At 51.7% G+C, this 23,669-nt stretch carries 18 protein-coding genes; 3 read left to right on the forward strand and 15 right to left on the reverse strand.

Going from position 1 to position 23,669, the window contains the following annotated elements:
* Positions 1–9: 9 nt before the first annotated feature.
* Both aroQ and ACYUJT_RS12605 read right to left on the reverse strand, forming a co-directional pair.
* Positions 10–453 carry a type II 3-dehydroquinate dehydratase gene (gene aroQ / locus ACYUJT_RS12600; RefSeq protein ID WP_460323301.1) on the reverse strand — a complete coding sequence of 148 codons (444 nt, stop codon included), beginning with the start codon at positions 451–453 and terminating at the stop codon, positions 10–12.
* A gap of 76 nt (positions 454–529) precedes the next feature.
* Positions 530–1,039: a YqhR family membrane protein gene (locus tag ACYUJT_RS12605; RefSeq protein WP_460323303.1), complete on the reverse strand. Its 510-nt coding sequence runs from the start codon at positions 1,037–1,039 to the stop codon at positions 530–532.
* Positions 1,040–1,190: 151 nt separating this feature from the next.
* On the opposite strand from ACYUJT_RS12605, the gene ACYUJT_RS12610 reads away from it, so the two are divergent.
* Both ACYUJT_RS12610 and ACYUJT_RS12615 read left to right on the forward strand, forming a co-directional pair.
* Positions 1,191–2,186, forward strand: a complete 996-nt coding sequence (locus ACYUJT_RS12610; RefSeq protein WP_460322450.1) for a DUF1385 domain-containing protein — start codon at positions 1,191–1,193, stop codon at positions 2,184–2,186.
* 6 nt (positions 2,187–2,192) lie between these two features.
* Complete coding sequence (locus ACYUJT_RS12615; protein WP_460322452.1) at positions 2,193–2,516, forward strand: hypothetical protein; 324 nt, start codon at positions 2,193–2,195, stop codon at positions 2,514–2,516.
* On the opposite strand, the gene ACYUJT_RS12620 is transcribed toward ACYUJT_RS12615, so the two are convergent.
* From ACYUJT_RS12620 to ACYUJT_RS12650, 7 genes are all read right to left on the reverse strand, one after another.
* Positions 2,513–3,484, reverse strand: coding sequence for a patatin-like phospholipase family protein (locus ACYUJT_RS12620; protein WP_460322454.1), 972 nt, complete (start codon positions 3,482–3,484; stop codon positions 2,513–2,515). The two genes, ACYUJT_RS12615 and ACYUJT_RS12620, sit on opposite strands and share 4 nt — an antisense overlap.
* Positions 3,485–3,554: 70 nt before the next feature.
* Positions 3,555–5,192 (reverse strand): family 10 glycosylhydrolase, encoded by a 1,638-nt coding sequence (locus tag ACYUJT_RS12625; RefSeq protein ID WP_460322457.1) that lies wholly within the window; start codon positions 5,190–5,192, stop codon positions 3,555–3,557.
* 166 nt (positions 5,193–5,358) lie between these two features.
* The gene (mntR, locus tag ACYUJT_RS12630; RefSeq protein WP_460322460.1) at positions 5,359–5,784 is read right to left on the reverse strand and encodes a transcriptional regulator MntR; all 426 of its coding nucleotides are present in this window, start codon (positions 5,782–5,784) and stop codon (positions 5,359–5,361) included.
* A 109-nt stretch (positions 5,785–5,893) separates the two neighbouring features.
* Positions 5,894–6,607, reverse strand: coding sequence for a cytochrome c biogenesis CcdA family protein (locus ACYUJT_RS12635; RefSeq protein ID WP_460322462.1), 714 nt, complete (start codon positions 6,605–6,607; stop codon positions 5,894–5,896).
* A 42-nt stretch (positions 6,608–6,649) separates the two neighbouring features.
* Positions 6,650–7,444, reverse strand: coding sequence for a metal ABC transporter permease (locus ACYUJT_RS12640; RefSeq protein ID WP_460322465.1), 795 nt, complete (start codon positions 7,442–7,444; stop codon positions 6,650–6,652).
* Between the two features lie 144 nt (positions 7,445–7,588).
* Positions 7,589–8,350 carry a metal ABC transporter ATP-binding protein gene (locus tag ACYUJT_RS12645; protein ID WP_460322468.1) on the reverse strand — a complete coding sequence of 254 codons (762 nt, stop codon included), beginning with the start codon at positions 8,348–8,350 and terminating at the stop codon, positions 7,589–7,591.
* A gap of 31 nt (positions 8,351–8,381) precedes the next feature.
* Complete coding sequence (locus ACYUJT_RS12650; RefSeq protein ID WP_460322470.1) at positions 8,382–9,395, reverse strand: metal ABC transporter solute-binding protein, Zn/Mn family; 1,014 nt, start codon at positions 9,393–9,395, stop codon at positions 8,382–8,384.
* Positions 9,396–9,917: 522 nt separating this feature from the next.
* Here ACYUJT_RS12650 and ACYUJT_RS12655 point away from each other — a divergent pair.
* On the forward strand, positions 9,918–16,265 hold the full coding sequence (locus ACYUJT_RS12655) for an immunoglobulin-like domain-containing protein (RefSeq protein ID WP_460322473.1): 6,348 nt from the start codon (positions 9,918–9,920) through the stop codon (positions 16,263–16,265).
* 90 nt (positions 16,266–16,355) lie between these two features.
* Here the strand turns inward: ACYUJT_RS12655 and metG are convergent, their stop codons facing one another.
* The 6 genes from metG to nagZ form a co-directional block, all read right to left on the reverse strand.
* Positions 16,356–18,356 (reverse strand): methionine--tRNA ligase, encoded by a 2,001-nt coding sequence (gene metG, locus ACYUJT_RS12660; RefSeq protein ID WP_460323305.1) that lies wholly within the window; start codon positions 18,354–18,356, stop codon positions 16,356–16,358.
* A 104-nt stretch (positions 18,357–18,460) separates the two neighbouring features.
* The gene (locus ACYUJT_RS12665) at positions 18,461–18,655 is read right to left on the reverse strand and encodes a hypothetical protein (protein WP_460322476.1); all 195 of its coding nucleotides are present in this window, start codon (positions 18,653–18,655) and stop codon (positions 18,461–18,463) included.
* 113 nt (positions 18,656–18,768) lie between these two features.
* Positions 18,769–19,050: a membrane protein insertion efficiency factor YidD gene (yidD, locus tag ACYUJT_RS12670; RefSeq protein ID WP_460322479.1), complete on the reverse strand. Its 282-nt coding sequence runs from the start codon at positions 19,048–19,050 to the stop codon at positions 18,769–18,771.
* A 2-nt stretch (positions 19,051–19,052) separates the two neighbouring features.
* Positions 19,053–19,508: a Fur family transcriptional regulator gene (locus ACYUJT_RS12675; protein WP_460322481.1), complete on the reverse strand. Its 456-nt coding sequence runs from the start codon at positions 19,506–19,508 to the stop codon at positions 19,053–19,055.
* Positions 19,509–19,693: 185 nt separating this feature from the next.
* Complete coding sequence (locus ACYUJT_RS12680) at positions 19,694–21,856, reverse strand: copper amine oxidase N-terminal domain-containing protein (RefSeq protein WP_460322484.1); 2,163 nt, start codon at positions 21,854–21,856, stop codon at positions 19,694–19,696.
* 186 nt (positions 21,857–22,042) lie between these two features.
* The gene (gene nagZ, locus ACYUJT_RS12685) at positions 22,043–23,659 is read right to left on the reverse strand and encodes a beta-N-acetylhexosaminidase (RefSeq protein ID WP_460322486.1); all 1,617 of its coding nucleotides are present in this window, start codon (positions 23,657–23,659) and stop codon (positions 22,043–22,045) included.
* Positions 23,660–23,669: the final 10 nt, after the last annotated feature.

The raw sequence follows: 23,669 nt of genomic DNA on the forward strand, positions 1-23,669 counted from the left end.
ATGCTCTCCTTATTTCCGACTTTCCAGATGCCGCACCAGCGCCGTTAGTCCCAACTCATAGCTGTGTGCGCCGAAGCCGGCGATTTGCCCGACCGCCAAGGCGGCGGTAACCGACGTATGACGGAATGATTCGCGGGCATGAATATTCGACATATGGACTTCCACAAAAGGGATATTCACCGCCGCAAACGCGTCGCGCAGCGCATAGCTGTAATGCGTCAATGCCCCCGGATTGATCAGGATTCCATCGATGCTGCCAAGCGCCGCATGAATTTTATCGATCAAGTATCCCTCGTGGTTGCTTTGATAAAATTCAAGCACCAGACCCTGCTGTTCGCCCAGCTTCAAGAGCTTGTCCTCAATATCACGAAGACCTTCAGAACCATAGACGCCAGGCTCGCGTATGCCGAGCATGTTTAAATTCGGTCCGTTCAATACCAGGATACGGTACATCATTCCACACCCTTCCTGCAAAATAACCAAAAGTAATTTTAACATAGGTGTGTGGGAAAAGAGAAGCCTTTTATACTTATTGCAGCGCTTTTTCCGGTTCCCTGCGGCGTTCGTCCGTATATTCCATCGCGGCGGTATAACCGATGAACAGTCCCCACAGCAAATACAAGCAAAATTCGCTGATCACCGTATCGGTCGGCAGCGCAGATATCTTTTTTGTCATGCCCAGTATCGGCCCGACAACAAGAAAGGTAATCAGCCACCAGAAGATGCCGTACACGATTCCTGGATAAGGTCCCTTTAAACGCCGGAATAACAATGTATACAGCACTGCGGCTACGATCGAGAACAAAATAAAAAATAACCAGCCGACATAATATCCTGCCTGCGTTTTTAGAAACTGGGTCTTGAAAAAAGGCTCTGCCAAATAGCCCGGCACAATGGTGGTAAGTCTTAAAAAATACATCAGCCCCCTTGCGCCTCCCCAGATTAGCCCGGCAAATATACCAAGCTGCAAGCTGAACGTCCAAACATTCGTTCCTGTGATGCTTTGATTTTCATGCTTCTGTTGTTTCGACACTTGCACATCCCTTCCTTCCTGCTCCATCCATGACTTTCATTCGCATTTTAGTATGCGCATTTCCAAAAAGACTAAACAAACTAGAATTTGATTCCCAGATTCGATACAATGGAATTATTCTTAGCGACAACGATATTAATTAGGGAAGGTGAAGTATTTGTCCAAGGATTCCAAACCGAATATATATGGCGGGCAAGCCGTAATAGAAGGTGTCATGTTTGGCGGAAGGCACGTAAACGTCACTGCAGTCCGCCGCAAAAGCGGAGAGATTACTTTTTTGGAGGTTCCTAAAGAGGACAAGTCTTGGATCAAGCAGCTGCGCAAAATCCCGTTAGTTCGCGGCATTGTCAGCATTATCGATTCCAGCGCCAAAGGCTCGAAGCATTTGAATTATTCCGCCGAAGCGATGGCCGATGACGAAATGGAGCCTGAAGAACGGGCCAAGCAAAAGGAAAAGGAATCGTCCGGCTTCTCTTTGACGATGATCGTAGGCGTGGCAATCGCCGGCGTTCTCTCCTTCCTGTTCGGCAAAGTCGTATTTACCCTAGTTCCGGCCGTCTTAGAGCAGTATTTATTCGAAAATGCCTTCGACAACCGGGTACTGCATACGCTGGTCGAAGGAGCCATCAAAATCATTCTCCTTCTGGTTTATCTGTGGGCGATCTCGCAAACCCCGGTAATCAAGAGATTGTTCCAATATCACGGCGCCGAGCATAAAGTAATAACAGCATACGAGCACGGGGAAGAATTGACAGTTAAGAACGTGCAGAAATACAGCCGGCTCCATTATCGCTGCGGCAGCAGCTTCATTATTCTGACCGTCATCGTCGGCGTGATCATTTACTCCTTGTTCCACTGGGACAATGTCTGGGAGCGCATGTACATTAGACTGCTGCTTCTGCCGCTTGTCATCGGCGTTTCCTTTGAACTTCTGCGTCTGACCAACGCCGTTCGAGACATTCCCGTGCTTCGTTTTCTGGGTTATCCAGGTCTGTGGCTCCAGCTATTGACGACGAAAGAACCGAAGGACGACCAAGTGGAGGTATCGATCGCTTCCTTTAATCGGATGCGAGAGCTTGACGCACAATATGAGCGGGAGGGTGTCGTTGAACAGCCCGCCCCTAAAACTGCCTTTGATCCCGTGAAAGGATGATTAGCGATGAAGAAGCAGGCCATCTTATTTTGGAGCATGATTGGACTTGCTGCATTTGGCGTGATTAACGCGTTATTCGGAAAAGGTCAAATGAATTGGACCAGCTTGCTGATCCCTGCCATCCTGGTGGGCGTCGTAGTCTGGCTGTACAAATTCCCGCCCCGCAAATACAGGGTGAAGCATCCCAAAGTGAAGCCTTCTGCCCGAACGATGGCCAAACTGGCCGCCGATCAGCGCCAGTCCAGCGGACAAAAGCGCAAGCATTATCCGTTCCAGGTCATCGAAGGAAATAAAGGAAAGAACGACGAGGATATTCCGAGATACCATTAAGTCTTTAGATTTGCCTGCTGATACTTTATGAACTGTTCTTCGTAGAATTGGGAATTCCACTCTTCGAAGAAATGGTTGCCGGATTGAAGTCCGGATTCATAAAGCAGCAGGCTTTCTTCTTTACTGATATCAAATTGGGTTGTACCGATGCCAAGCGTCGGTATTTTTATCGTTCGGTAACGGTTCGATTGCTCAATGTACCTTTCATCATGCGCCGAGAGCATCGTCTCTACGAGCGCCTGCAGCATCGTGAACGGCCCTTTGATCAAACGGGGCTGGTTGGAGTTCTTCCCGACCATCTGAAAGCCTACCGTGGGAATCATCTTCTCGCGGGGCTTGCAGCTATCCTCATCGAACAGCCATAACGGAAAATTGCTGAGCAGCCCGCCATCGACGATATGCAGGAACTGATCAGCAAATGGTTTGCCCGTGGACAGCCGCGGCGGCAGCCGCAAAAGTACAGGGTCAAAAAAATAAGGAATGCTGCAGCTCATTCTCACTGCCCGGGCCACTTCGAACTTATGTGGCGAGATCCCCAGCTTCTGAAGATCATCGGGCAAAATCAATATTCTGCCGCTCGTGATGTCGGAGGCAATGATCGTCAGTTTGTCCTTCGGCAAATCCCCAAACGTTCTAATGCCCTTATCCTTCAAAAGCATGCGAATCCAATTCTCCAGGGACTCCCCTGAGTAAAGCCCTTTCTTTAGCAGAACCCGGAGTGCCGGCCCTACGAGCCGCACGTTAAAAATGCGCGCTCTCTTCAGAAACTCCAAAAATGAAGTTCCCAAAATGATGTCCTTCATCTCCTCCGCTGTATAGCCCGCGGCGATTAAGGCCGCCACGATGGAGCCGGATGAAGTACCCGCAACCCGGTGAAATACTGCCCCATACCGCTCAGCCGCCCTGACAGCCCCCGCCAGAGATATCCCTTTGACGCCTCCGCCCTCGAATACGCCGTTTATCAACATAACAAACAGCCCCCATTCCATACACAAGTCTACTGCTTATGTATGTCATGAGGGCTATTCCTATGTCATTCTAGGAGCCGAAATATAATTTCAATAATGGAATGAGTCCAAGGGGATTTTTCTTTAAATCTTTGGCGCTAAAAAAGATGCTGCCCTTCACTTCGGGAATCCTTTCGTTGTACTCTAGCTGATGGATAATTTCGTCCGCTGATTGCCAACCTACTTCCGGCGTACCGATCTTATAAGGAGAATGACCGATATACAGCTTCACACGTGTTCCCCGAACCTCTTGAGCCCACCAGTCAACCAGAATATCGTAACGAACTTCCTGGCGGGTTAAACTCCAATACAATTGCGGCGTAACGTAATCGATCCATTCATTGCGAATCCAGGTTCTGACGTCGGCATAGGTGCTGTCATACGCCGTTATCCCGGCCTTCGTGTCCGAACCGGTAATATCCGAAGCCTTGTTGCGCCAAACCCCGAACGGGCTGATTCCGTACGAGACTGCTGGCTTAGCGGCATGAATACTCTGACCGAGGTCGCGCACGAACTGGTTGATATTATCCCTGCGCCAATCCCCTTTACTCAACTGCCTTGTGTTGTACCGCTTCATCGTCGCATCGTCATTGAACTTGCTGGAAGCCGTCTCGCCGGATGGATAGAAATAGTCGTCCAAATGCACCCCGTCGATATCGTAGCCCTTCACGACTTCCATAATGGTATCAATAACATGCTGGCGTGCTTCGGGGATACCGGGGTTAATGTAGAGCTTGTCGGCAAATTTCACGATCCAGTCCGGATGCTGATGAACGACATGGCTGTTTGGCAGCTTGCTCGTATCAGCATTCATGCTAGCCCGGAACGGATTGAACCATGCATGGAACTGCATGCCCCGGCGGTGCGTCTCCTCGACGAGAAATGCGAGTGGATCGTATCCCGGGTCTTTGCCCGCTATACCGGTAAGGTAAACCGACCACGGCGCAAGCCTGGAAGGATAAAACGCATCCGCGGTAGGTCTGACTTGAACGAATACCGCATTTAATCCCATGGCCTGCATCTCGTCCAACAGCTTAATGTATTCCTGCTTTTGCTGCTCCACTTTTCCGTAAGAGGCCTTGGTTGGCCAATCCAGATTGAGCACCGTGGATATCCATACTCCGCGCAGTTCAGACGCTGCCCCGCCTCCGTTTGGCGGTTGCACAGGCGTTTGGTCGATTGGAGGAATAGTGGGCGTTGTTGGCTCAGTGATCGGCGGAACGCTTGTCCCTTGCGAGGTTAATGTAATTGTTCGCGTTGCGGAATTCCAGTCGACCTGCAAGCCGAGCTGCTCCCCGACGAAACGAAGCGGAACCATCGTACGTCCGGAATTGATCTCTGCTGATACATCAAGCTTAACCGCGGCACTGTTTACCTGGGCCGTTGTACTTCCTGTCCGCAATACAATGATATTGCCATCCTTCATAATCGTGACAGACTTAGCGCTGGCCAGCCAGTCTACCTGAGCTCCCAAGCCTTCGCTGATCACCCGAAGGGGCACCATCGTGACATTGTCTTTCGGTTTGATATACGGAGGCGCATCGCTGGATAGGATCTGCCCATCAAGAATGATTTCGATCGGACGCGCCGCAGCTGCATTCACGTGGCCAGAAAAGGGCCAAATCAACAGCAAAATAAAGAAAGAAAAAAGCCAAGTGCGAAATTTCATCAGTAACCTCCAGTAATTTATAAATTGTTGCCGTCGTTCAAATTACGCTTCCATTATTTCTAACGCCTTTCAACCCCCAAGAGTTGCGCTTTGCTTGCAATAATTGGCGCCGTATATCCGGGCGTAAAAGGAAAAAGCATCTGTCCGGGCAAGACAGATGCTTTAGCTAGGATTCATTCATAATCTCCTTGTCAACATCCCGAAGATGTTGAATTCTGGATTCGTCGCGTTTGAAATAGTCCACCAGAGCGGCGATTCGGGTAATCGAGTCCCAGCTCAAATGATGCTCGATTCCCTCCACGTCTTTATAGATGTTCTCCTCATCGACGCCAATCAACTCTAAAAATTCCTCCAGCAGATGATGGCGGTCAACGAGACGCTTTCCGATCTTCTTTCCTTTGCTCGTAAGCACCAGGCCACGATATTTTTCATAAATGACATATTCGTCCTTATCCAGCTTCTGGATCATCTTAGTGACGGAAGAAGGATGTACTTCCAGTCCTTCAGCAATATCGGAAACACGCGCATATCCCTTCTCATCTATGAGCTTGTAAATGCGCTCCAAATAATCCTCCATACTAGGTGTTGGCATCTTACGAACCTCTTTTCCTCAGTTGGTCGCAGAATCTGACCCGCGTTACCAAATGCTACTATAATTAATGATACATGTTGTACTTGTCCGTTGGCAAGTGCGCCGAAAATTAGAATTTAAGCCATTCCGGCGTGATCTGCTGCAGCCAAATCGTAATTTTGGCCATTTGGTTCGTAAACAACAGCACGCCCATCAACAGCATCAGCGCACCGCCAACTTTCATGATCGCCGCAGAATATCGGGTAATCCATTTCGTGCTGCCGATAAAGAAGGCCAGAACGAAGAACGGCAGAGCAAAGCCCAGCGTATATGCCGTAATCAGGCTTAGCCAAGTTCCCGGTTCACTAACCGCAAGCGAAATAATTGCGGCCAAAATCGGCCCTACACAAGGAGACCATCCGGCTGAAAATCCGATACCAAAAATAAAAGAAGCCACGTATCCGCTCTTTTTCATTTTAATATCCATTTTCCGTTCCTTCAGCAGAAACTGCGGCTGGAATATGCCAAGCAAAAACAAGCCCATAAGTATGATTAAAATAGCAGAAATCTGGCGGATCAAGTCCCGGTAGCTAACGAAAAATTCGCCAAAGAGTCCAGCTCCGAAACCAAGTGTATAGAAGACAACCGAGAATCCCAGGATAAAAGCAAGCGTGTGCGTCATCGTCTTCATACGAACTTCCCGCTTGTTTTGCTCCGTCTTTAGCGTTTGCACCGACATCCCCGTAATATAAGACAGATAAGACGGATAAAGCGGCAAACAGCACGGTGAAATGAAGGAGGCAACACCTGCCCCGAATGCTACCAATACATTAATATCAGCCATTAGAGCCTCCCATCCTCATGATGAAATGAATGTATTGTAATTCTAAGCGCTCAGCCCTTTTTTGCCTGCGAGCGTGACGATCAGCATGGCGATGAGCAGCAGCACAATCGTGGCGCCTGGTGCCAAATTCCATACACCCGCCATGATCAGCCCGATGACGACGGCCACTTCCGCAATAATGACGGAGAAAATCACCGAAGACTTGAAGCTGCGTGCTATTAGCAAGCTGCAAGCTGCAGGAATGGTTATTAAAGCCGATACGAGCAGGGCGCCGACGATTTTGATGGCGGTACTGATGACAAGCGCCGTCAGCACAGTTATCAGCAAGTTGAACAGCTTAACGGGCAGCCCGCTGACCGCAGCAGCGTCCTCCTCGAACGTTAAGAGGAAGAACTCCTTAAAGAACAGGGCCACAACGGCGATGACGACAAGCGTTACTGCGCCCACTATGTATAAATCTTCCCTGCTTAAAGTATAAATACTGCCGAACAATACATCCGTATTGTACCCTATCCCGAGTGTAAAGAACAGCGATGCCAGCGCCACGCCTCCGGACATGATGATGGCAATTGACAACTCGGCGTAGGCTTTGTAGGCTTTACGCAGCTTCTCGATCGCAAAGGAGGCCAGCACTGCAAAGACCAGTCCTACCCATATCGGATTGGCATGGATCAAAAATCCGAGCGCCACGCCCGCGATCGTCACATGGGCGAGCGTGTCCCCGATCATCGACAAGCGGCGCAGCACTAAAAAAATACCGATCAGGGGGGCTGTGATGCCGATGAGCAGCCCGCCTATCAGTGCTCTTTGAAAAAATTCTGCCGTTAGTATTTCCAAGTTTCACATCTCCTCAAAGTTTTGCGTAAGCAAAACTTACATCGAAAGCATAGGCTTAGTTTTGCGGAGCAAAACTTACTTCGTAAGCATAAGCTTAGTTTTGCGTAAGCAAAACTTACATCGAAAGCATAGGCTGAGTCCAATTTAATTGATTGAATGTTGAAGATCGGGGATCGAACAATCCTGATCATGGGAGTGTTTCACGTAAAACTTAATCGCTCCACAACGATCGAGCGGCTCATTGCCCAAATTATCCTCAATCATTTCCACATCATGCGAGACCAAGAGAAACGTCATATGATGATGCGCATGCATATGAAAAATCAGTTCAAAGAAATCTTCTTGGGTCTGCGCATCGATCCCGACCGTAGGCTCGTCTAAAATAAGCAGATCCGGTTTATTGATCAAGGCCCTAGCCAAAAAGACGCGCTGCTGCTGACCGCCCGATAGCTCCCCGATCCGTTTATCGGCAATATCCCCGATGCGCATTACCTCAAGCGCATCATCGCATTTTACCTGCTCCGCCTTGCCGATGCGGCGAAACAGCTTCTTATTGTTATACAGCCCCGACATGACGACTTCCCTTACAGTCGCTGGAAATAGAGGGTTGAACGAATTTTTCTGGGGCACATATCCGATCCTGTCCCAATCGCGAAAACGCCGAATCGGCTGTCCGAACAACCGGATTTCCCCGTCGGTCGGCGACAGCAGCCCGACCATCATCCGCAGCAGGGTCGTCTTGCCTGCCCCATTGGAGCCGATGACCCCGACGAAGTCGCGTTCTTTTACCGTAAAACTGAAGTTCGAGATCACTTTCTTGTCCTTATAAGCAAAGGAGATATCGGCAAGCTCGATTATATTGTCATGGCAGGCCAAAGCCGATGCTGCTAAATTATCCGGTTTCATCTTGACCGTCCTTCCGCTGGTATGTCTATCCTTATTGTAAAGCGAGAACGAGATTTTGCAAATTTTTCTCCATCAATGTAAAGTAATTCTCTCCCGCCTGCTCCTGCTGCTTCGTCAGCCCCTCAACCGGGTTAAGCACTAACGTTTTCACGCCTGCTTCCGAGGCCAGCGTTTTCACAAGCTTATCCGACACAAGCTCCTCGAAAAAGATATACTGGATACCCTCTTCCTTCACCAGTTTGGATAAATTGATCAAATCCTGGGCTTTCGGCTCTGCTTCCGGCGTCAGGCCCATAATCGAATGCTGAGTCAGCCCGTAATCCCGGCACAGGTATCCGAACGATTGATGGGACACGACGATCTCCTTCCGGCTCATCTTCGCCAACTCTTCCGTAAACTTCGCGTCAAGCTGCTGCAGACGGGCATGCAGCTGTTCATAGCGGGCCTCATACTGCTCACGATGAACAGGATCAACCTCGATAAAGCTGTTTTTGATATTTTCAGCCATGATCAGCGCCGACTTCGGGCTTACCCACGTATGCGGGTCAATGTGGCCGTGGTCATGATCATGATCATTCTCGGCATGCCCATGTCCATCGTCCTCATGATGATCTTCGTTGTCCATACCATGCTGATGTCCGTCTTCTTCATCGCTTGCGATCAGGGCAATCCCCTGGCTTACTTCGACGGTCTTCACCTTGGAGTCGCTCCCCAATCCTTTAAGGAAGCTATCCAGCCATCCTTCGAGTCCTGCTCCGTTGTATAAGAACAGCTGTGCTTTGGAGGTGTTGAGGATTTCCTGGCTGCGCGGCGTCCAATCATGCGGCTCGACGCCTACGGGCAGTAAATTAATGACATGCGCTTCCTCCCCGCCTATCTCTTTTGCAAATTCATAGAGAGGATAAAAGCTCGTTACAACGTTGACTTTACCCGCAACGACCTTGTTTTCGCTATTGCCGCTTCCGCAGCCGGCCAGCATCAGAACCACTGCGAGCAGCAGCGGGACCAACTTCCAGCCTTTATATATTTTCATGTATGACGCCATTATGATCTTCCTTCCTAGTCATCCTTAATCGTAATTATTACTAGAAGGATTATAGGGTCAACATAAAACGATTGTCAACCGCCTAAATCTGTCTTTTGCCGTATTGTCATCATTTAGTCTGGGCGCATGCCAGGCAAAATAAACAGCGCATGGTGTCATGGGTTGATTCAGGAGCAAATAAAATTACATGTTCTGAGTCGAATTTTTCGTTATTTTCTTTGCGGGGATAATGTTTCGCTATAGATACATAAAAATCTTGCAGGATATGCATTGAAAAGTGCATGTTCCCCTACTGACGTGTATGGTATAACAGCTTATGAGTTTAAAAAAGCGCTTTCAAATAAAGCGCTATCAATATTGAGAGGAGGCGTGCATCCAAGGAAATAACCGAAAATGAATCGGGTCGATCCACCTGGAAAGTCGAATCCGGCCGTCGGGCGAGAGTATTTCTTGATAGCGATTTCATACTTGTGTCCCATTAATACCGACGGCTGTAGTTTGTATCAAAAGGAGGATGTATGAATGAGCAGTAAGCATTCCGTTAGAAACAGGATATGCTCCATAGCTATGACCGCGATGCTGTTGTTTGGTTTGTTTCCCCCATTCAGTCTATCTAACGTATTCGCCGATAGCGTGAATACCGTTCACGCGGCCGCCTATATGGGGGCGAAGACAACGGCAGGAACGACTTTGCCTGACAACATGGAAGTAGACGGCACGAGCGCGCCTGTAACCTGGAATATCGGCGAGGATACCTTTGCTGTGCCTTACGATACCGTGAAGGTTACTGGTACGGCGGGAAGCAAGGCGGTCATGGCTAATGTGGAGGTTATTCCGCCCTCAAGCCATCCTTTGGTTTATTTCGTGGATAGCGGCCGCGGCGGCGATTCCCTTGGCAACGCCCCTAGTTCCTCGCCGTTGTATGAAGCGGTCAAAGAGTTGTCCGGCGGAAATTTGCTCAACCAGCTGCCGGATCAGAAGTTTGACGGAACGAACGACTGGGGATTCGACGATTCCATACACAAGGTGAAGAACTCCAAAGACGGGGGACATACGGACCCCGCTGCCGATTCGTCGATATGGGTTGTCGGGCTGCGCGCTGCCAACGATCATATCATTTATCAGCTAAAGGCCCTGGAAGCCGGAACCTATACGCTCAGCAGCGGCTTTCACGATTGGTACGGCAGCCGCTCCCGGGTGATGCGGCCCAGCATCGAGTATCAGGATATCAGCGGCGGTACGCAGACCATTGTTCTTGATCAGTTCAATACCAATGCGACCCAATCCATTTCCAGCGAATTTACGATACCCGGGGACATTGACACCAGCGTTCCCATGACGTTGACCTACACTTATGTGTCTGGCGAAAAACCGATCTTGAGCTGGTTCGCCATTGCTGAGGGCGGGATCAAAGGAATGATCGAAGACGCTCGGCAAAATGCAGCTTCTGCGGTCAAGGTGTTGCTGGACGGCAATGATATCAAAGCCGACAATGTCAACGGCCTCACGTTCAAGGGATTTGGCGCACTGAGCGCCAACAGCACCAGTGCTCTGCTGATGGATTATAAGGCTGAGCATCCTGAGGCTTACGCGGAATTGCTGCAGATTCTGTTTGGCGGGGATAACCCCATTATGACGCATGTAAAAATTGAGATGGGCAACGACCGCAACAACTCCACCGGCCCAGACCCGGCCACGATGCGTACGGCCGATGAAGACGCCAACGTTGCCCGGCATCCCGGCTTCCAGCTTGCAGCCGACGCCAAGGCAGTGAACCCTAATCTCAAAGTGAGCATCCTGCGCTGGAGTGCTCCCGCCTGGGCTGACAGCAACGACAAAATATATACTTGGTATAAAAACACCATCCTGGCCGCTTATCGCGAGTACGGCTATATGGTCGATTACGTCAACCCCCATATTAACGAGCATGCGCCGGATTTGACGTGGACGAAACAATATGCCGGGCGGGTCAGAACGGATAACACAGGCTTTGCGAGCGAAGAAGAGAAAACGTTATACCACGGCATCGAGGTTGTCATTTCCGATGAAGTCGGAATCGGCTCCTTCGGCGGCAGCATGGTGAGCGACGCCTCTCTGCGAGACGCGGTGTCGGTTGCCGCATACCACTACAACACCGATGATGACAGCGCGGGCAATTTCAAGCGGCTCGCGGAGCAATTCGATATTGAGGTATGGAACAGCGAGGCGCAAGCCACCTTCAGCAACTCTTCCTTCCGTCCCAACAACAATATGAAGGATCCTGCAGCGTCAGGCACGGGCATAGGCGGAACGGGCAGCGCGCTGGAAATGGGCAACACTATTATCAAGGGGTTTGTCAATTCTCGCCGGACGCATTTTGTTTATCAGCCAGCCATCGGCTCCTTCTACGAAGGCGGTCAATATTCCTTCAAAGAATTGGTCAGTGCGCGCGATCCTTGGTCGGGCTGGATTCATTATGACGCGGGCCTTCTCGTCCTGCGGCATTTTAGTTGGTTCGCGAAGGTCGGCTGGGAGAACGGCAATAATGACGAGGGAATTTGGAGAGCGGTTCCGCAGGCCAGCTACACCGGCGCGACAGGCACAAATCCGGTCAGTGGACGCAACGGCACCCCAAGCTACATGACGCTCGCGGCTCCCGACAAAAGCGATTTTTCAACCGTTATTGTAAATGATAGCGAGTATGAGAGAACCTACAAGCTGCAGACAGTCAATATGGCGTATACGGGCACTCCTTCCCTGGAAGTATGGGATACCCGCGCGGCTGGCGAGGGAGAAGCCTTCAACAGCAGTTACATGCAGTATCGCGGGAAGATTTCAGCCGATGGAGGCGGAATTTACACCGTGCATGTAAAACCCTATTCGATCGTGACCGTAACGACATTGGAAAACAACGGGAAGGTTGTACCGCTCCCCGTTGAGGGCGAGCGCACCGTGCTCGACACCGATGCGACCGGATCGGTTAGGAATACCGGGGACCGTATTCTTTACGCGGACGATTTTGACTATTCCAGCAAGACGGTTCCAGTGATTGGAGCAAGCGGCCAAATTACGGGCACCCAAAGCTATATTGAATCTCGCGGCGGCCCAAAAGGAGCAATCCCCCGCTACACCCATGACCGCAACGGTGCCTTCGAGGCGTATTTGGACGAGCAAACCGGTAATTATGTTTTGCGCCAGCAGTTAGACCGGGGGCTTATGGGGCTTGGCGGTACGTGGAACAACGGTGAGCCCGTCACAGCCATCGGCGACTATCGGTGGACCAACTATAAGGCCAGTGTCGACGTTTCATTCGAAACGAACAATACCCAAGGCGGCGCAAATTACGCCGCAATTGGCGCCCGGTATCAGGGCGGAGGCAGCTCCCACACCATCAATGGTACGCCATATGTGCTGAAATTCTGGTTCGACGGCGGCTGGCAGCTGCAGGCCGACAACCGTTCTGTGGCAAACGGGAATGTCGTGACTGGTTCCGGCGGCGTGAAGATTGATGGCTTTGACAACGCTTATAATGCTTGGCATAACATTGCCATTCAAGTGGCGGGCAGCCAGGTGACAGCCTACCTGGACGGCGTGGAACTTGCCTCCTACACCGATCCGAATCCTAAGTTGTCCGGCCGGGTGGATCTTGGCAGCGGATATTATCACGTTCGCTTTGATAATTTGCTGGTAGAAACGGTTGAAGGATACGTGCCGTACTATTCCGAGGCGCTAGACGATCTGGAAATGCACGACCTGACTCCCGTCCCCAAGCCCAAACTCGTTTACAGCGGTTCATGGGCGCATAACAACGGCCAGGGCATGTTCCATTACCAACGCTCCCTTTCCACCAGCCAAGGCGCTAATGCTGCGCTGGATTATACGTTTGTAGGTACGGGACTGGATATTCTGGGTCCGAATGACGGTTCGGCGAAGCTGGAGGTAACGGTGGACGGGCAGATCGTAATGCCTTCGGCCAGTACGCTGGCCTCTAGAGAATTGTACCAAAACTTTACGCTACGTGGACTTGCATACGAAGAGCATACCGTTCGAATCAAGGTGTTAAGCGGCACCTTGGTTGTTGATGCTGTAGCGGTTTTTTCCGGTGAAGTCCAAGGGGCGCCCGATACGGCCGATCTCCAGAATGCGGCAGCAGCGGCGCAAGACATCAATAGGCTGGATGAATTCCGCGACGATGACTGGCAACTCTTTGAAGCCGCTAGGAACGCCGCATTGGATGCCTTGGCAAATCCCGTTTCCTTCCGATTGGATCACGAGGGAGCCGAACAGCTCGTGGCGCGTCTGATTTTTGCCCAAAACCAGTTGTTTACGGGTGATATACGCGGGCTTAGCTCGCCTCATTACGCTGCCGCCTATGCGGGAAGTCCGCCCAATCTCCCCGAGATGGTAGAGGCGACGCGCGAAGACGGGACTACAACGCTCGTAACTGTAAATTGGCAGCTGAACAACGCGAGCTTTGACACCGCCTATGACACGGTAGCTGTAACCGGTACCTACGGAAGCCTTACCACCGTTTGTTACGTAGAAGTAGTCCCTGAAGACATTCTGTATTTCGCGGATCTTAACGCTACCGCAATCGGACTGACAGCAGAGCATACATCTTCCAATACGCTCGGCCATGATTCGCCGGCATACAGCGCTGTCGCGGCCCTTGCGGAAGCTGCCGGCAAACCGCTTCTCAACGATGCGCCCGACCGGATTTACGACTCCGCCAAAGGTTGGGGTCATAGCGGCTACAGCGCCAGCGGCACGCCGTCCGTGTCTTACAAAGGAATCGTAAGCGGCCCGTACAGTAAACAAAGCACGACCGGCGTCTATACCGCCAATCAGATCGGAGCGGCCCTTACTTATACGTTTGACAATCTGCCTGCCGGCGAACATAAGATAACACTTGGCACGTACAGTTGGTGGCCCGATTACTCCCGTACCGAAGAAGTCTATCTTGAATATGACAACAAAAGCATGCTTGTAGACACCATTACGCTCGACAACAATTCATTTGACGCAGTAAAAGAGTATACCTTTTCCTTGGCAGAAGCCGGATCATTGACTCTTAAGCTGTTGGCGGCGCAAAGCAATCAATCGCCGATGCTGTCCTTTGTAGGCGTTGCACCGGTCAGAACTCCGGAAGCTGATGTAACGAAGCCAGTTATTACCCTGCTCGGCGATCCTGTAGTCCAATTGCCCACCGGTGCTGACTACACAGATGCAGGCGCGACGGCGATCGACGACCGGGACGGCGACATTACAGATCGGATCATGACTACGGTGACCAGCAGCGTATACGGATTGACGGCAATCGATACATCGATTCCAAACGTTTACACTATCCATTACAATGTGAGCGATGACGCAGGCAATGCGGCTGACGAGGTGACAAGAACGATCATCGTAACCGAAGATGCCGAAGCCGATGTGACGAAGCCGTTCATTACCTTATTAGGCGAGCCCGTTGTTCGCCTGGCCGTTGGCGCCAGCTACACGGATGCGGGCGCGACGGCGATCGACGACCGGGATGGCGACATTACGAGTCGCATCGTGGCCACGGTGACCAGCAGCGTATACGGCGAAACCAAGCTCAACACATCCAAACCCGGAACGTACACGTTCCACTACAATGTAAGCGATGCTGCGGGCAATGCGGCTGACGAAGTAACAAGAACCGTGATTGTCTATTACAAGGATCACGGCGGTACGACAACGACTCCGTCATCGGACGCGCCGTCAGTTCCAGCGGTGTCTAAGAATCCAACGAAGCCCGAGACTCCATTGACAACACTGGTCCTTGGTGCAGACGATTTACGAGACGCAGTCGATGGTACGGTGATCGTTCATATTTCGGAGAACCAAGATACCGTCATTTTTCCAGGAAATATTGCCGAAATTCTTGGAGATAACCGTCTCCGGTTCGCAGGGCCGAAGATGACCGTCGAATTCCCTGCCGAAGCGCTGAAAAGCATCCAAGCCGTTGTACCTGGAGTTGCGTCCGAAGAGGCGCAGATTCATTTCTCGATGCGGCTCGTTCCGAAGGATGAAGCTGCCCGGCTTGTTCGGAACTCTGCCGCTAACCGTACAGCTCAGTTGACAGCAGCAAGCGATATGTACGACTTCAATATGCTGGCCGTTGGCGCGGACGGAACTTCCGTACCAGTAACAGCCCTTGCCGAGCCATTAATAATTGCGTTTCAAGTCGAGCCGAATGCTGATCCCGATTTATTAGGCATTTACTTTATTGCAGCAGACGGAACCCTTGAGTATATAGGCGGAAGGTTGACGGACGACATCATAGCTGCGAGGCTGCATCATTTAGGGAAATATGCTGTTCTCGAATACAACAAAACCTTTGCCGATGTAGGAGGGAACCACTGGGCGATTCAAGCTATTAAAAAAATGGCGGCAAAGCACATCATCGCAGGGGTCGACGCTACACGTTTCGATCCGCAAAGAAACGTAACGCGAGCCGAATTCGCAGCGATGCTGACACGCGCGTTAGGACTAACCACTGCCGATACCCTGACGTTCACGGACGTGAGTCCCGATGATTGGTATGCCGAGGCGATAGCTAAGGCAAGCAGCGCTGGGATCGTACATGGGCGCAATTCAAGCACATTTGCGCCGGATGCCGTTATATCCCGGGAAGAAATGGCTGTTATGATCATACGTGCGTATAAGCATTTGCACGGCGCAGAGACAACCACGCCAAACCCTAGCTCCTTTAGCGATAACGAGCGAATTGAAGCTTGGGCGCGGGACGCCGTGGGAGCCGCGCAATCCTGGAATCTCATCCGGGGACGCGGGAATAACCAGTTTGCTCCGAAAGCACCGATGACGCGAGCGGAAAGCGCACAAGTGGTTTCTAAAATTCTAAATTAAACAGAGTTCATGAATGAAAATAGGCGAGTATGCGCCATACATGGCGCATACTCGCCTTTCAATTTCTTTGATCTACCCTAATCTATCTGCTTACTTGACGATCGCACCGTTCGGCATCGATTCGGGAACGGTGGCCAGCGTCAGCTTATCCCCCTGCGAGGCTGCCAGAATCATACCCTGTGACAGCTCGCCGCGGAGTTTGACCGGCTTAAGGTTGGTCACGCAGATCACTTTGCGGCCTACGAGTTCCTCCGGCTTATAGAACTTCGCGATGCCGGAAACAACCTGGCGCTGCTCATAACCGAGATCGAGCTGCAGCTTAAGCAGCTTATCCGCCTTTGGCACCGGCTCACAAGCGATAACCTCGGCCACGCGCAGTTCTACCTTGGCGAAATCGTCAATGCCGATCTCCGGTTTCGACTCCTGCTTCGCAGCTTCAGCCTCCTGCGCTTTGGCAGGCTCCTCTGCTGCAGGCTCTGCTCCCGCTGACATCGAATCGACGATATACAGGATTTCCTGCTCGGTATCGAGTCTAGGGAAAATCGGCTCCCCTTGGCCCAGCTTCGTTCCGGCCGGAATCAAGCCGAACGATTTCGCGCTCTCCCAGGAAGTGAGCTCTCCTGGCTCAATGCCTAGCTGTGCCCAGATTTTAGCCGGAGCCTGGGTCAGGAACGGCTGCAGCAAGATGGAAGCGATCCGCAAGGATTCTGCCAAGTGAACCATGACTGAAGCAAGCTCCTCCCGCTTCGCTTCGTCCTTGGCCAGCACCCAAGGCTGCGTCTCATCAATATATTTATTCGTCCGTCCGATGAATGCGTTAATGGTCGTCAAAGCTACAGAGAACTCCAGATTCTCCATCACTTCCTCCACCTTGCGGACCGTTTGCTGCGCGAGCTCGGACAGCTCGGCATCGTACGGCGTTACATTTGGACGATAAGCCGGCAGCTCGCCGTCAAAATATTTACCAATCATCGCCACCGTACGGTTCAGCAGGTTGCCGAGATCATTGGCCAGATCTGAGTTGACACGCTGGACGAAGCTCTCCGGGGTAAAGGAGCCGTCAGAGCCGAACGGAACCTCGCGGAGCAAATAATAGCGCGTCGCATCCAAGCCATAGCGGTCGATCAGCATATTCGGATCAACAACATTCCCCTTGGACTTGGACATTTTGCCGCCTTTGGTCAACAGCCAGCCATGCCCGAATACCTTCTTCGGCAGCGGCAATTCCAGCGCCATAAGCATGATCGGCCAGATGATCGTATGGAATCGGACGATTTCCTTCCCGACAAGGTGGACATCCGCCGGCCAATAGCGGTCATACAGCTCCGGATTGTCCGTACCATAGCCCAGCGCCGTAATATAGTTGGACAAGGCGTCGATCCACACGTAGATCACATGCTTCGGATCGCCTTTGACCCGGATACCCCAATCAAACGTCGTACGGGACACGGCCAAATCCTCGAGCCCCGGCTTGATAAAGTTGTTAATCATCTCGTTCTTCCGGGATTCCGGCTGAATGAAGGCGGGATTCTCCTCATAATATTGAAGCAGGCGGTCCGCATAATGGCTCAAGCGGAGAAAATAGCTCTCCTCCTTGACCAACTCCACCGGGCGTCCACAGTCTGGGCAATTTCCGTCTACGAGCTGATGCTCCGTAAAGAACGATTCGCACGGCGTACAGTACCAGCCTTCGTATTCACCCTTATAAACATCGCCCTTTTTCACCAGACGTTCGAAGATTTCCTCAACAACGGCTTTATGGCGCGGTTCCGTCGTACGAATGTAATCATCGTTGGAAATGTCCAGCTTCCGCCACAAGTCCTTAATGCCTACCACGATATCGTCGACGAATTGTTGCGGCGTCTTGCCGCTCTCCTTAGCCTTCCTCTCAATCTTCTGCCCATGCTCATCTGTGCCCGTTAGATAACGCACATCATAGCCACGCAGACGCTTGTAACGTGCTATAGCGTCCCCAGCCACCGTCGTGTAAGCGTGGCCGATATGCAGCTTATCGCTTGGATAATAAATCGGTGTCGTGATATAGAATGTTTTCTTCTCAGCCATTTTCCTTCGTCCTCCTTCATATTCAATAGCAACGCAAACAAAAAAACTCCCACCCCATATGGGGCGAGAGATCACTCACGCGTTACCACCCAAATTCCCTGCGTCTTCGCAGACGGCAGGCTCTGTCGGTCTTAACGACCCTCCGTTAACGCCGGATTCCGCGCCGCTCCCTTACCGATGACCGAGGTTATCCCCCCGCCTAGACGGCTCGAAAGCAGTTCCTCCCGGACCATCTTCCAAAGCTGATTCAGACCGGTTTGCAGCTCCCCCGGCTCTCTGTCACTGAATCCCTCTTCGTACTTATCCGTTCGTTGGAATGATATCATGCATGATCAAGCAGTTCATGTGTTTACCTTCTATCTTAGAAAAAGACCATGCCTCTGTCAAGCACTCGAACACAGCGAATAACGGGACTAGCATCCGGTTTCGCGCCCCTAACTTAGGCGTCAGACGAGCTTCGGCCACCAAGCTTGCCTTTACGCTCCGAAGTACTGGAGTTCCTTGGAGGAACGGGGTCTATCCCGCCAGGGTGAAACGGATGACAGCGGGCAATCCGCTTGGCTGCGAGCCAAGACCCTTTTACCGCGCCGTGTACTTCAATCGCTTCCAAGGCGTATGCGGAGCAAGTCGGGTAAAACCTGCAGGTCGGCGGTTTCAACGGAGAGATATACTTCCGGTAGAAAATGATCGGGCCTTTGACTGTTTTGCGTACGATGCCCATCTTCAGGAAGTCCCGCTGTGCTGCGGCAGCCGCTTGCCGTCCAGCTCAGGCCGGCAGTCTTTGCAATAGCCGAAGACCTCGAATTTATGCTTCACGACCTGAAATTGCTCAGGCGCGTCCGTCAAAGGCATGGGGCAGAAATGGATCGGATACGTCCGCTCGCATTGCAGGCAAATCATGTGGTGATGATGATGTCCCTCGCTGCAGCTGGCCCGGAACTTCAGTCCGTCCTCGAACATAATCTGCTCCAGCACGCCCAGCTCCTCCATCACCCGCAAATTGCGGTACACAGTATCGAAGCTGAGGCCGCTGTATATTTTCTCCATATATTCATAAACGTCTTTCGGCGTTAAATATCCGTCACGCTCTGCGAACAGCTTGGCCAGCGTTCTGCGCTGATCCGTAATCCGCAGCCCTCGGGCGGACATGATCGCGATGATTTGTTCACTCGACAGCATGTGCATACCTCCCGTCTGAACTTGCGTTATGCATGCGTCTCTCATAATAATGCCCGAAAAAAACTGCAGCGTCAATGAAGGTGCTCCCAGCGCTTTCACTCCCTATCTCTCAACAGAGCAACAAAAAAGGCAGGCCCGACCTTGTTTGGTCTCGGCCTGCCCTGAACGGTCAGAATACAGAATGATTAACGTTTGATTTCAGGTAATGGCTGGAACAGCAGATTGACGGACAAGCTGCTGCCCGGCGCGGCAGTGAACAGCATTTCCACCGTCTCCTCGTGGTCGCCTGTCCGGTACAGCACGGCTGCCTCATGCGGAGCCTTCAAGCCGCTCGTATCGGGAAGCTGGACGTTCCGGCCGTTCACCATGATCACTCCGTCGTACTGTCCGCCCCGTGGGTTGAACGTAATCAGCGTACGCGGGGCAACCCGGTGCAGCTTGATCCGATACAGTACCCCGAAGTTGCCTGCGTTCATTTGGTACGTCCCCGTCGCGCCGTCTCTGCCGACAAGATAAGGGTCCTGAGAGTTGTCGCCGATCATCAGGCGGGCAGGCGTAAGGCCAAGAAGTTCGCCATACTGGATGTTTCTTGTCGCATCGTAGTAAGTTCCCCGATTGTGGTTATCCATAGGAAGTACCGACAAATTCTGCAGGGCGTTAATCGGATCTCTAGTAGTCGATAGCATGATGATGTGATATTGAATCGTTTGATCGCTGTATAAGTCCGCAAACAGGGATACAACATCCCCCTGTCTTATCACGCTGGAGCTGAGTTCTGTGAAAATAACTTTGCTTTGTCCGGGGGACAGCCAGACATCCTTATACTTATTGCCGTACTGCATCGATTCGAAATAGCGCTGAACCGACATTTTTCCGGAAGCCGTCGCGTATTTCGTAGGTCCCCCCATTCCCAGACTCGTCTGGGTCAGGCGCGCGGTTTCCGAGCCACGATTTGTGGCAACGACGTACATTTTGACGTTCTTCCTCGTTGAATTTACATGATGCAGCATGAATCTCGTATTTCCAATCGCCGATTCCCGATAGAGGATGCCTTCGGAATAGACAGTCTCCGGGCTGTTGCTGCGGATCAGCGTTACGGGCTCCGTATCGTATTGATAAGGAACCTTATTCCAACTGGGAACCTTTGTACCGTCAAACGAGTATTTGCTGCCGACCGGCGTATAAATCTTATAGAATTCGTCCCTCGTATACAATATCTCGTCCGTGATCGTGATCGTCTTCTCGACCGTCGAGGACAGACCGTACTTATTCTTTACGGTCAAGCGGATTGTCTTCGGCCCCGGCACGAAGAAGGCCATTTCATTGTTGAGCCATTCCCGCGACACGATCGCATTGTTCTCGTCCGTACTATAATCCGTGTATGAAACGAATTCCCCGATCTTATACGTATCCTTATTGGTAGTAAAATCGGCGACCGGAGGCGTATGCGGCTTGTTCACCGTCACGGTTAACCAGAAGGTATCGCTCCACTGGCCGCTGGAATCCTTGACACGGTAACTGACAACGAATCTGCCCGGATACATGAAAATGTCCTCGCGCCCCTCCCACTGCTCCTCCACGATGGGCAGCCCTTTTGGAGAATATGCGCTAGGGATATATTGCACTAAAGTCTCGCCTGCGAAAACTTCCGGATTGCCGATGCTGAAAGAGGCGACCGGCTTCGTCGACAGGTTGAGAATGACCTTCTTCTCCTGCTGATTGACCGTGTAGGGAATGCTAAGAGCTTGCGTAATGGAGGTTAACGGGACCATAAACACGTCGTTAGAGGAATATGAGGGCCCTTTCATTTGCTTGACGGCTCCGTTTACTTTGTAGGTCTTGCTGTTCAGCTTAAAGCGCAGCTCGTCTCCGCCCCGCCGGATGACCGTCTCTTTGGTTTTATTGTCGAAAGATAATTTCAATCCTGTCCGCTCCACGATGGCTCGGATAGAGATGTAGGAAACCCCGTCCTTCACAGTCATCGGATGCGGAGCTAAGTATTGCTTGCCGTTCTGATACATCTTGTTGCTGTTCATCATCAGAACCAGTTGGCTGGCATCGGAATCTGCTGCCGCATTCCCCGTCCCCGCCGCAACAAGCCCAGGCTGGCTGTCGGCCGCGGTCCTGGTTTCCGGCGGTTGTGCCGTACCGTTTATAGTGAATTCTTCCTTATCTGTTATGCTCGTCCGAGCATCTTGCAATTCGGTTGCGATGCTGTTTTGTTCTGCCGCGATATCTTCCGTGCTTAGGATACTTCCAGGTACGGTCTCTGCCGCACTAACAGGTAGAACCATGGTCACTAATGAAGCAATCGATACAGTGGTGAGGACCATTTTTTTCAAATTCATTGCTAGACTCCTTCTGCTCCCATTGATACGGTCACTTATATACTTATTATTTAACGCGATTTCAAATGAAAAGTTGCTGCTTATTACACGGACGCGCAAAAACCGGTAAAATCCGTCATGTAATACGGACTTATACCGGTTCAATAGGTAATTAGTGCCATATTAAAATGATGTCGCTCACCAGGGTCACAGGCCGTGTCCAATCGGAAATTGAGGATTGAGGCCTACCGGAAGCTTGCCCTGCGGGCGAAACTGCCCGAACAGCACTTTGGCAAGCGCGTCAAGCGAATACTGCCGGTTCTCGTAAAGGCACAAATAGGTTCCGATTTCAGGAAAAGAATTGATATCATATGGATTCCGCGTGGATACAACTATAATACTAGAACCATGAATTTCATTCAATCCCTGAATTAAGGAAACTTGGCCTTCAGATATCTCTTCTTCCGCAGTATAAGTAACTACGATAATTTGCTTAAAATTCCTGCTCTGTTCTATCGCATCGTGAATCTCGCCGCTGTCGGGAAACGTCCCTACGGTAACCAGCGTCACTTGTTCCGCGTAAGGAGCGATCGCATCGGCCAGCGTATAACGATGCACGGCTGGCTCATCCACCTCGGTCCGGCGGCGCAGCTCCGGCCAGACGACGAGCACAGGCTCCGCTCCGTCTAAAGGCAAATTGCTGCTTGCATCGCTTACGAGCGTCACGCTGTGCTCTGCAATCCGCCGCAGCAGCGGCTCGCTCTTCTCCTTGGGTGTCAGCGGGTTGCCGCAGGAATCCGGCTGTACAGTGCTGATACGCTTCTGTTTCAATGACAGAATACGGCTAACGGATTCATCTATCCGCTCCTCGGTCAACCGCCCGCTTTGCACGGCAGCGCGCACGGCTTGAATGGCTCCCACCTGCTCCTCCAGCGTGTGGCTGACCAGAACGATGTCCGCCCCTGCCTCGATGGCACGGATGGCGCCTTCGGCGATGCCGCAGCTTTTGGATATGGCATGCATCTCCAGACAGTCCGTGATAATGACGCCTTCAAAGCCAAGCTCGGTGCGCAGCAAGTCGGTTAGTACGCGCCGCGACAGTGTCGCTGGAATCGCCTCCGGCTCGAATGCCGGAAATATGACATGCGCCGTCATGATCATGTCGACTCCCGCCTCAATCGCTTTGCGAAACGGGGGCAGCTCCACGCGGTACAGCCGCTCTCGGCTATGCGGCACACTCGCCAGACTGTGGTGCGAATCGACAGTTGTATCGCCATGTCCCGGAAAATGCTTGGCCGTGGCGCTGACTCCCTGGTTCTGATATCCCCGGATCGCTGCCACGCCATGTTCGGCTACCCGCAGCGGATCCTCGCCGAACGAGCGAACGCCAATCACCGGATTAGCCGGATTGTTGTTGACATCCACGCATGGCGCAAAGTTTAGGTTGATGCCAAGGGCGGTCAATTCCTTAGCCGCCAGCATAGCGGCCTCTTCGGTCAGCGATAGATCGTTGGCGGCTCCCAGTGCCATATTGCCCTGAATTCGGCTTACACCATCATGGTCCAGCCTCGCTACCATCCCGCCTTCCTGATCCATGGAGATGAACAGGGGGATATCCGGCGTACTGCGAGGCAACTGCTGCAAGCCTCGGGACAGCATGGACAGCTGTTCCACGCTATCGATGTTCCGGCGAAAATAAATGACACCGCCCAGATGATGCTCCGCGATTAACGCTTTGATTCCTTCATCTGCCGCGGTTCCGGGAAAACCGCAAATAAACATTTGCCCGATTTTTTGCTCCAACGTTAAATTTGACAGTTCCAACCTTCAACAC

It is taken from the genome of Paenibacillus sp. YSY-4.3 (assembly GCF_054767475.1).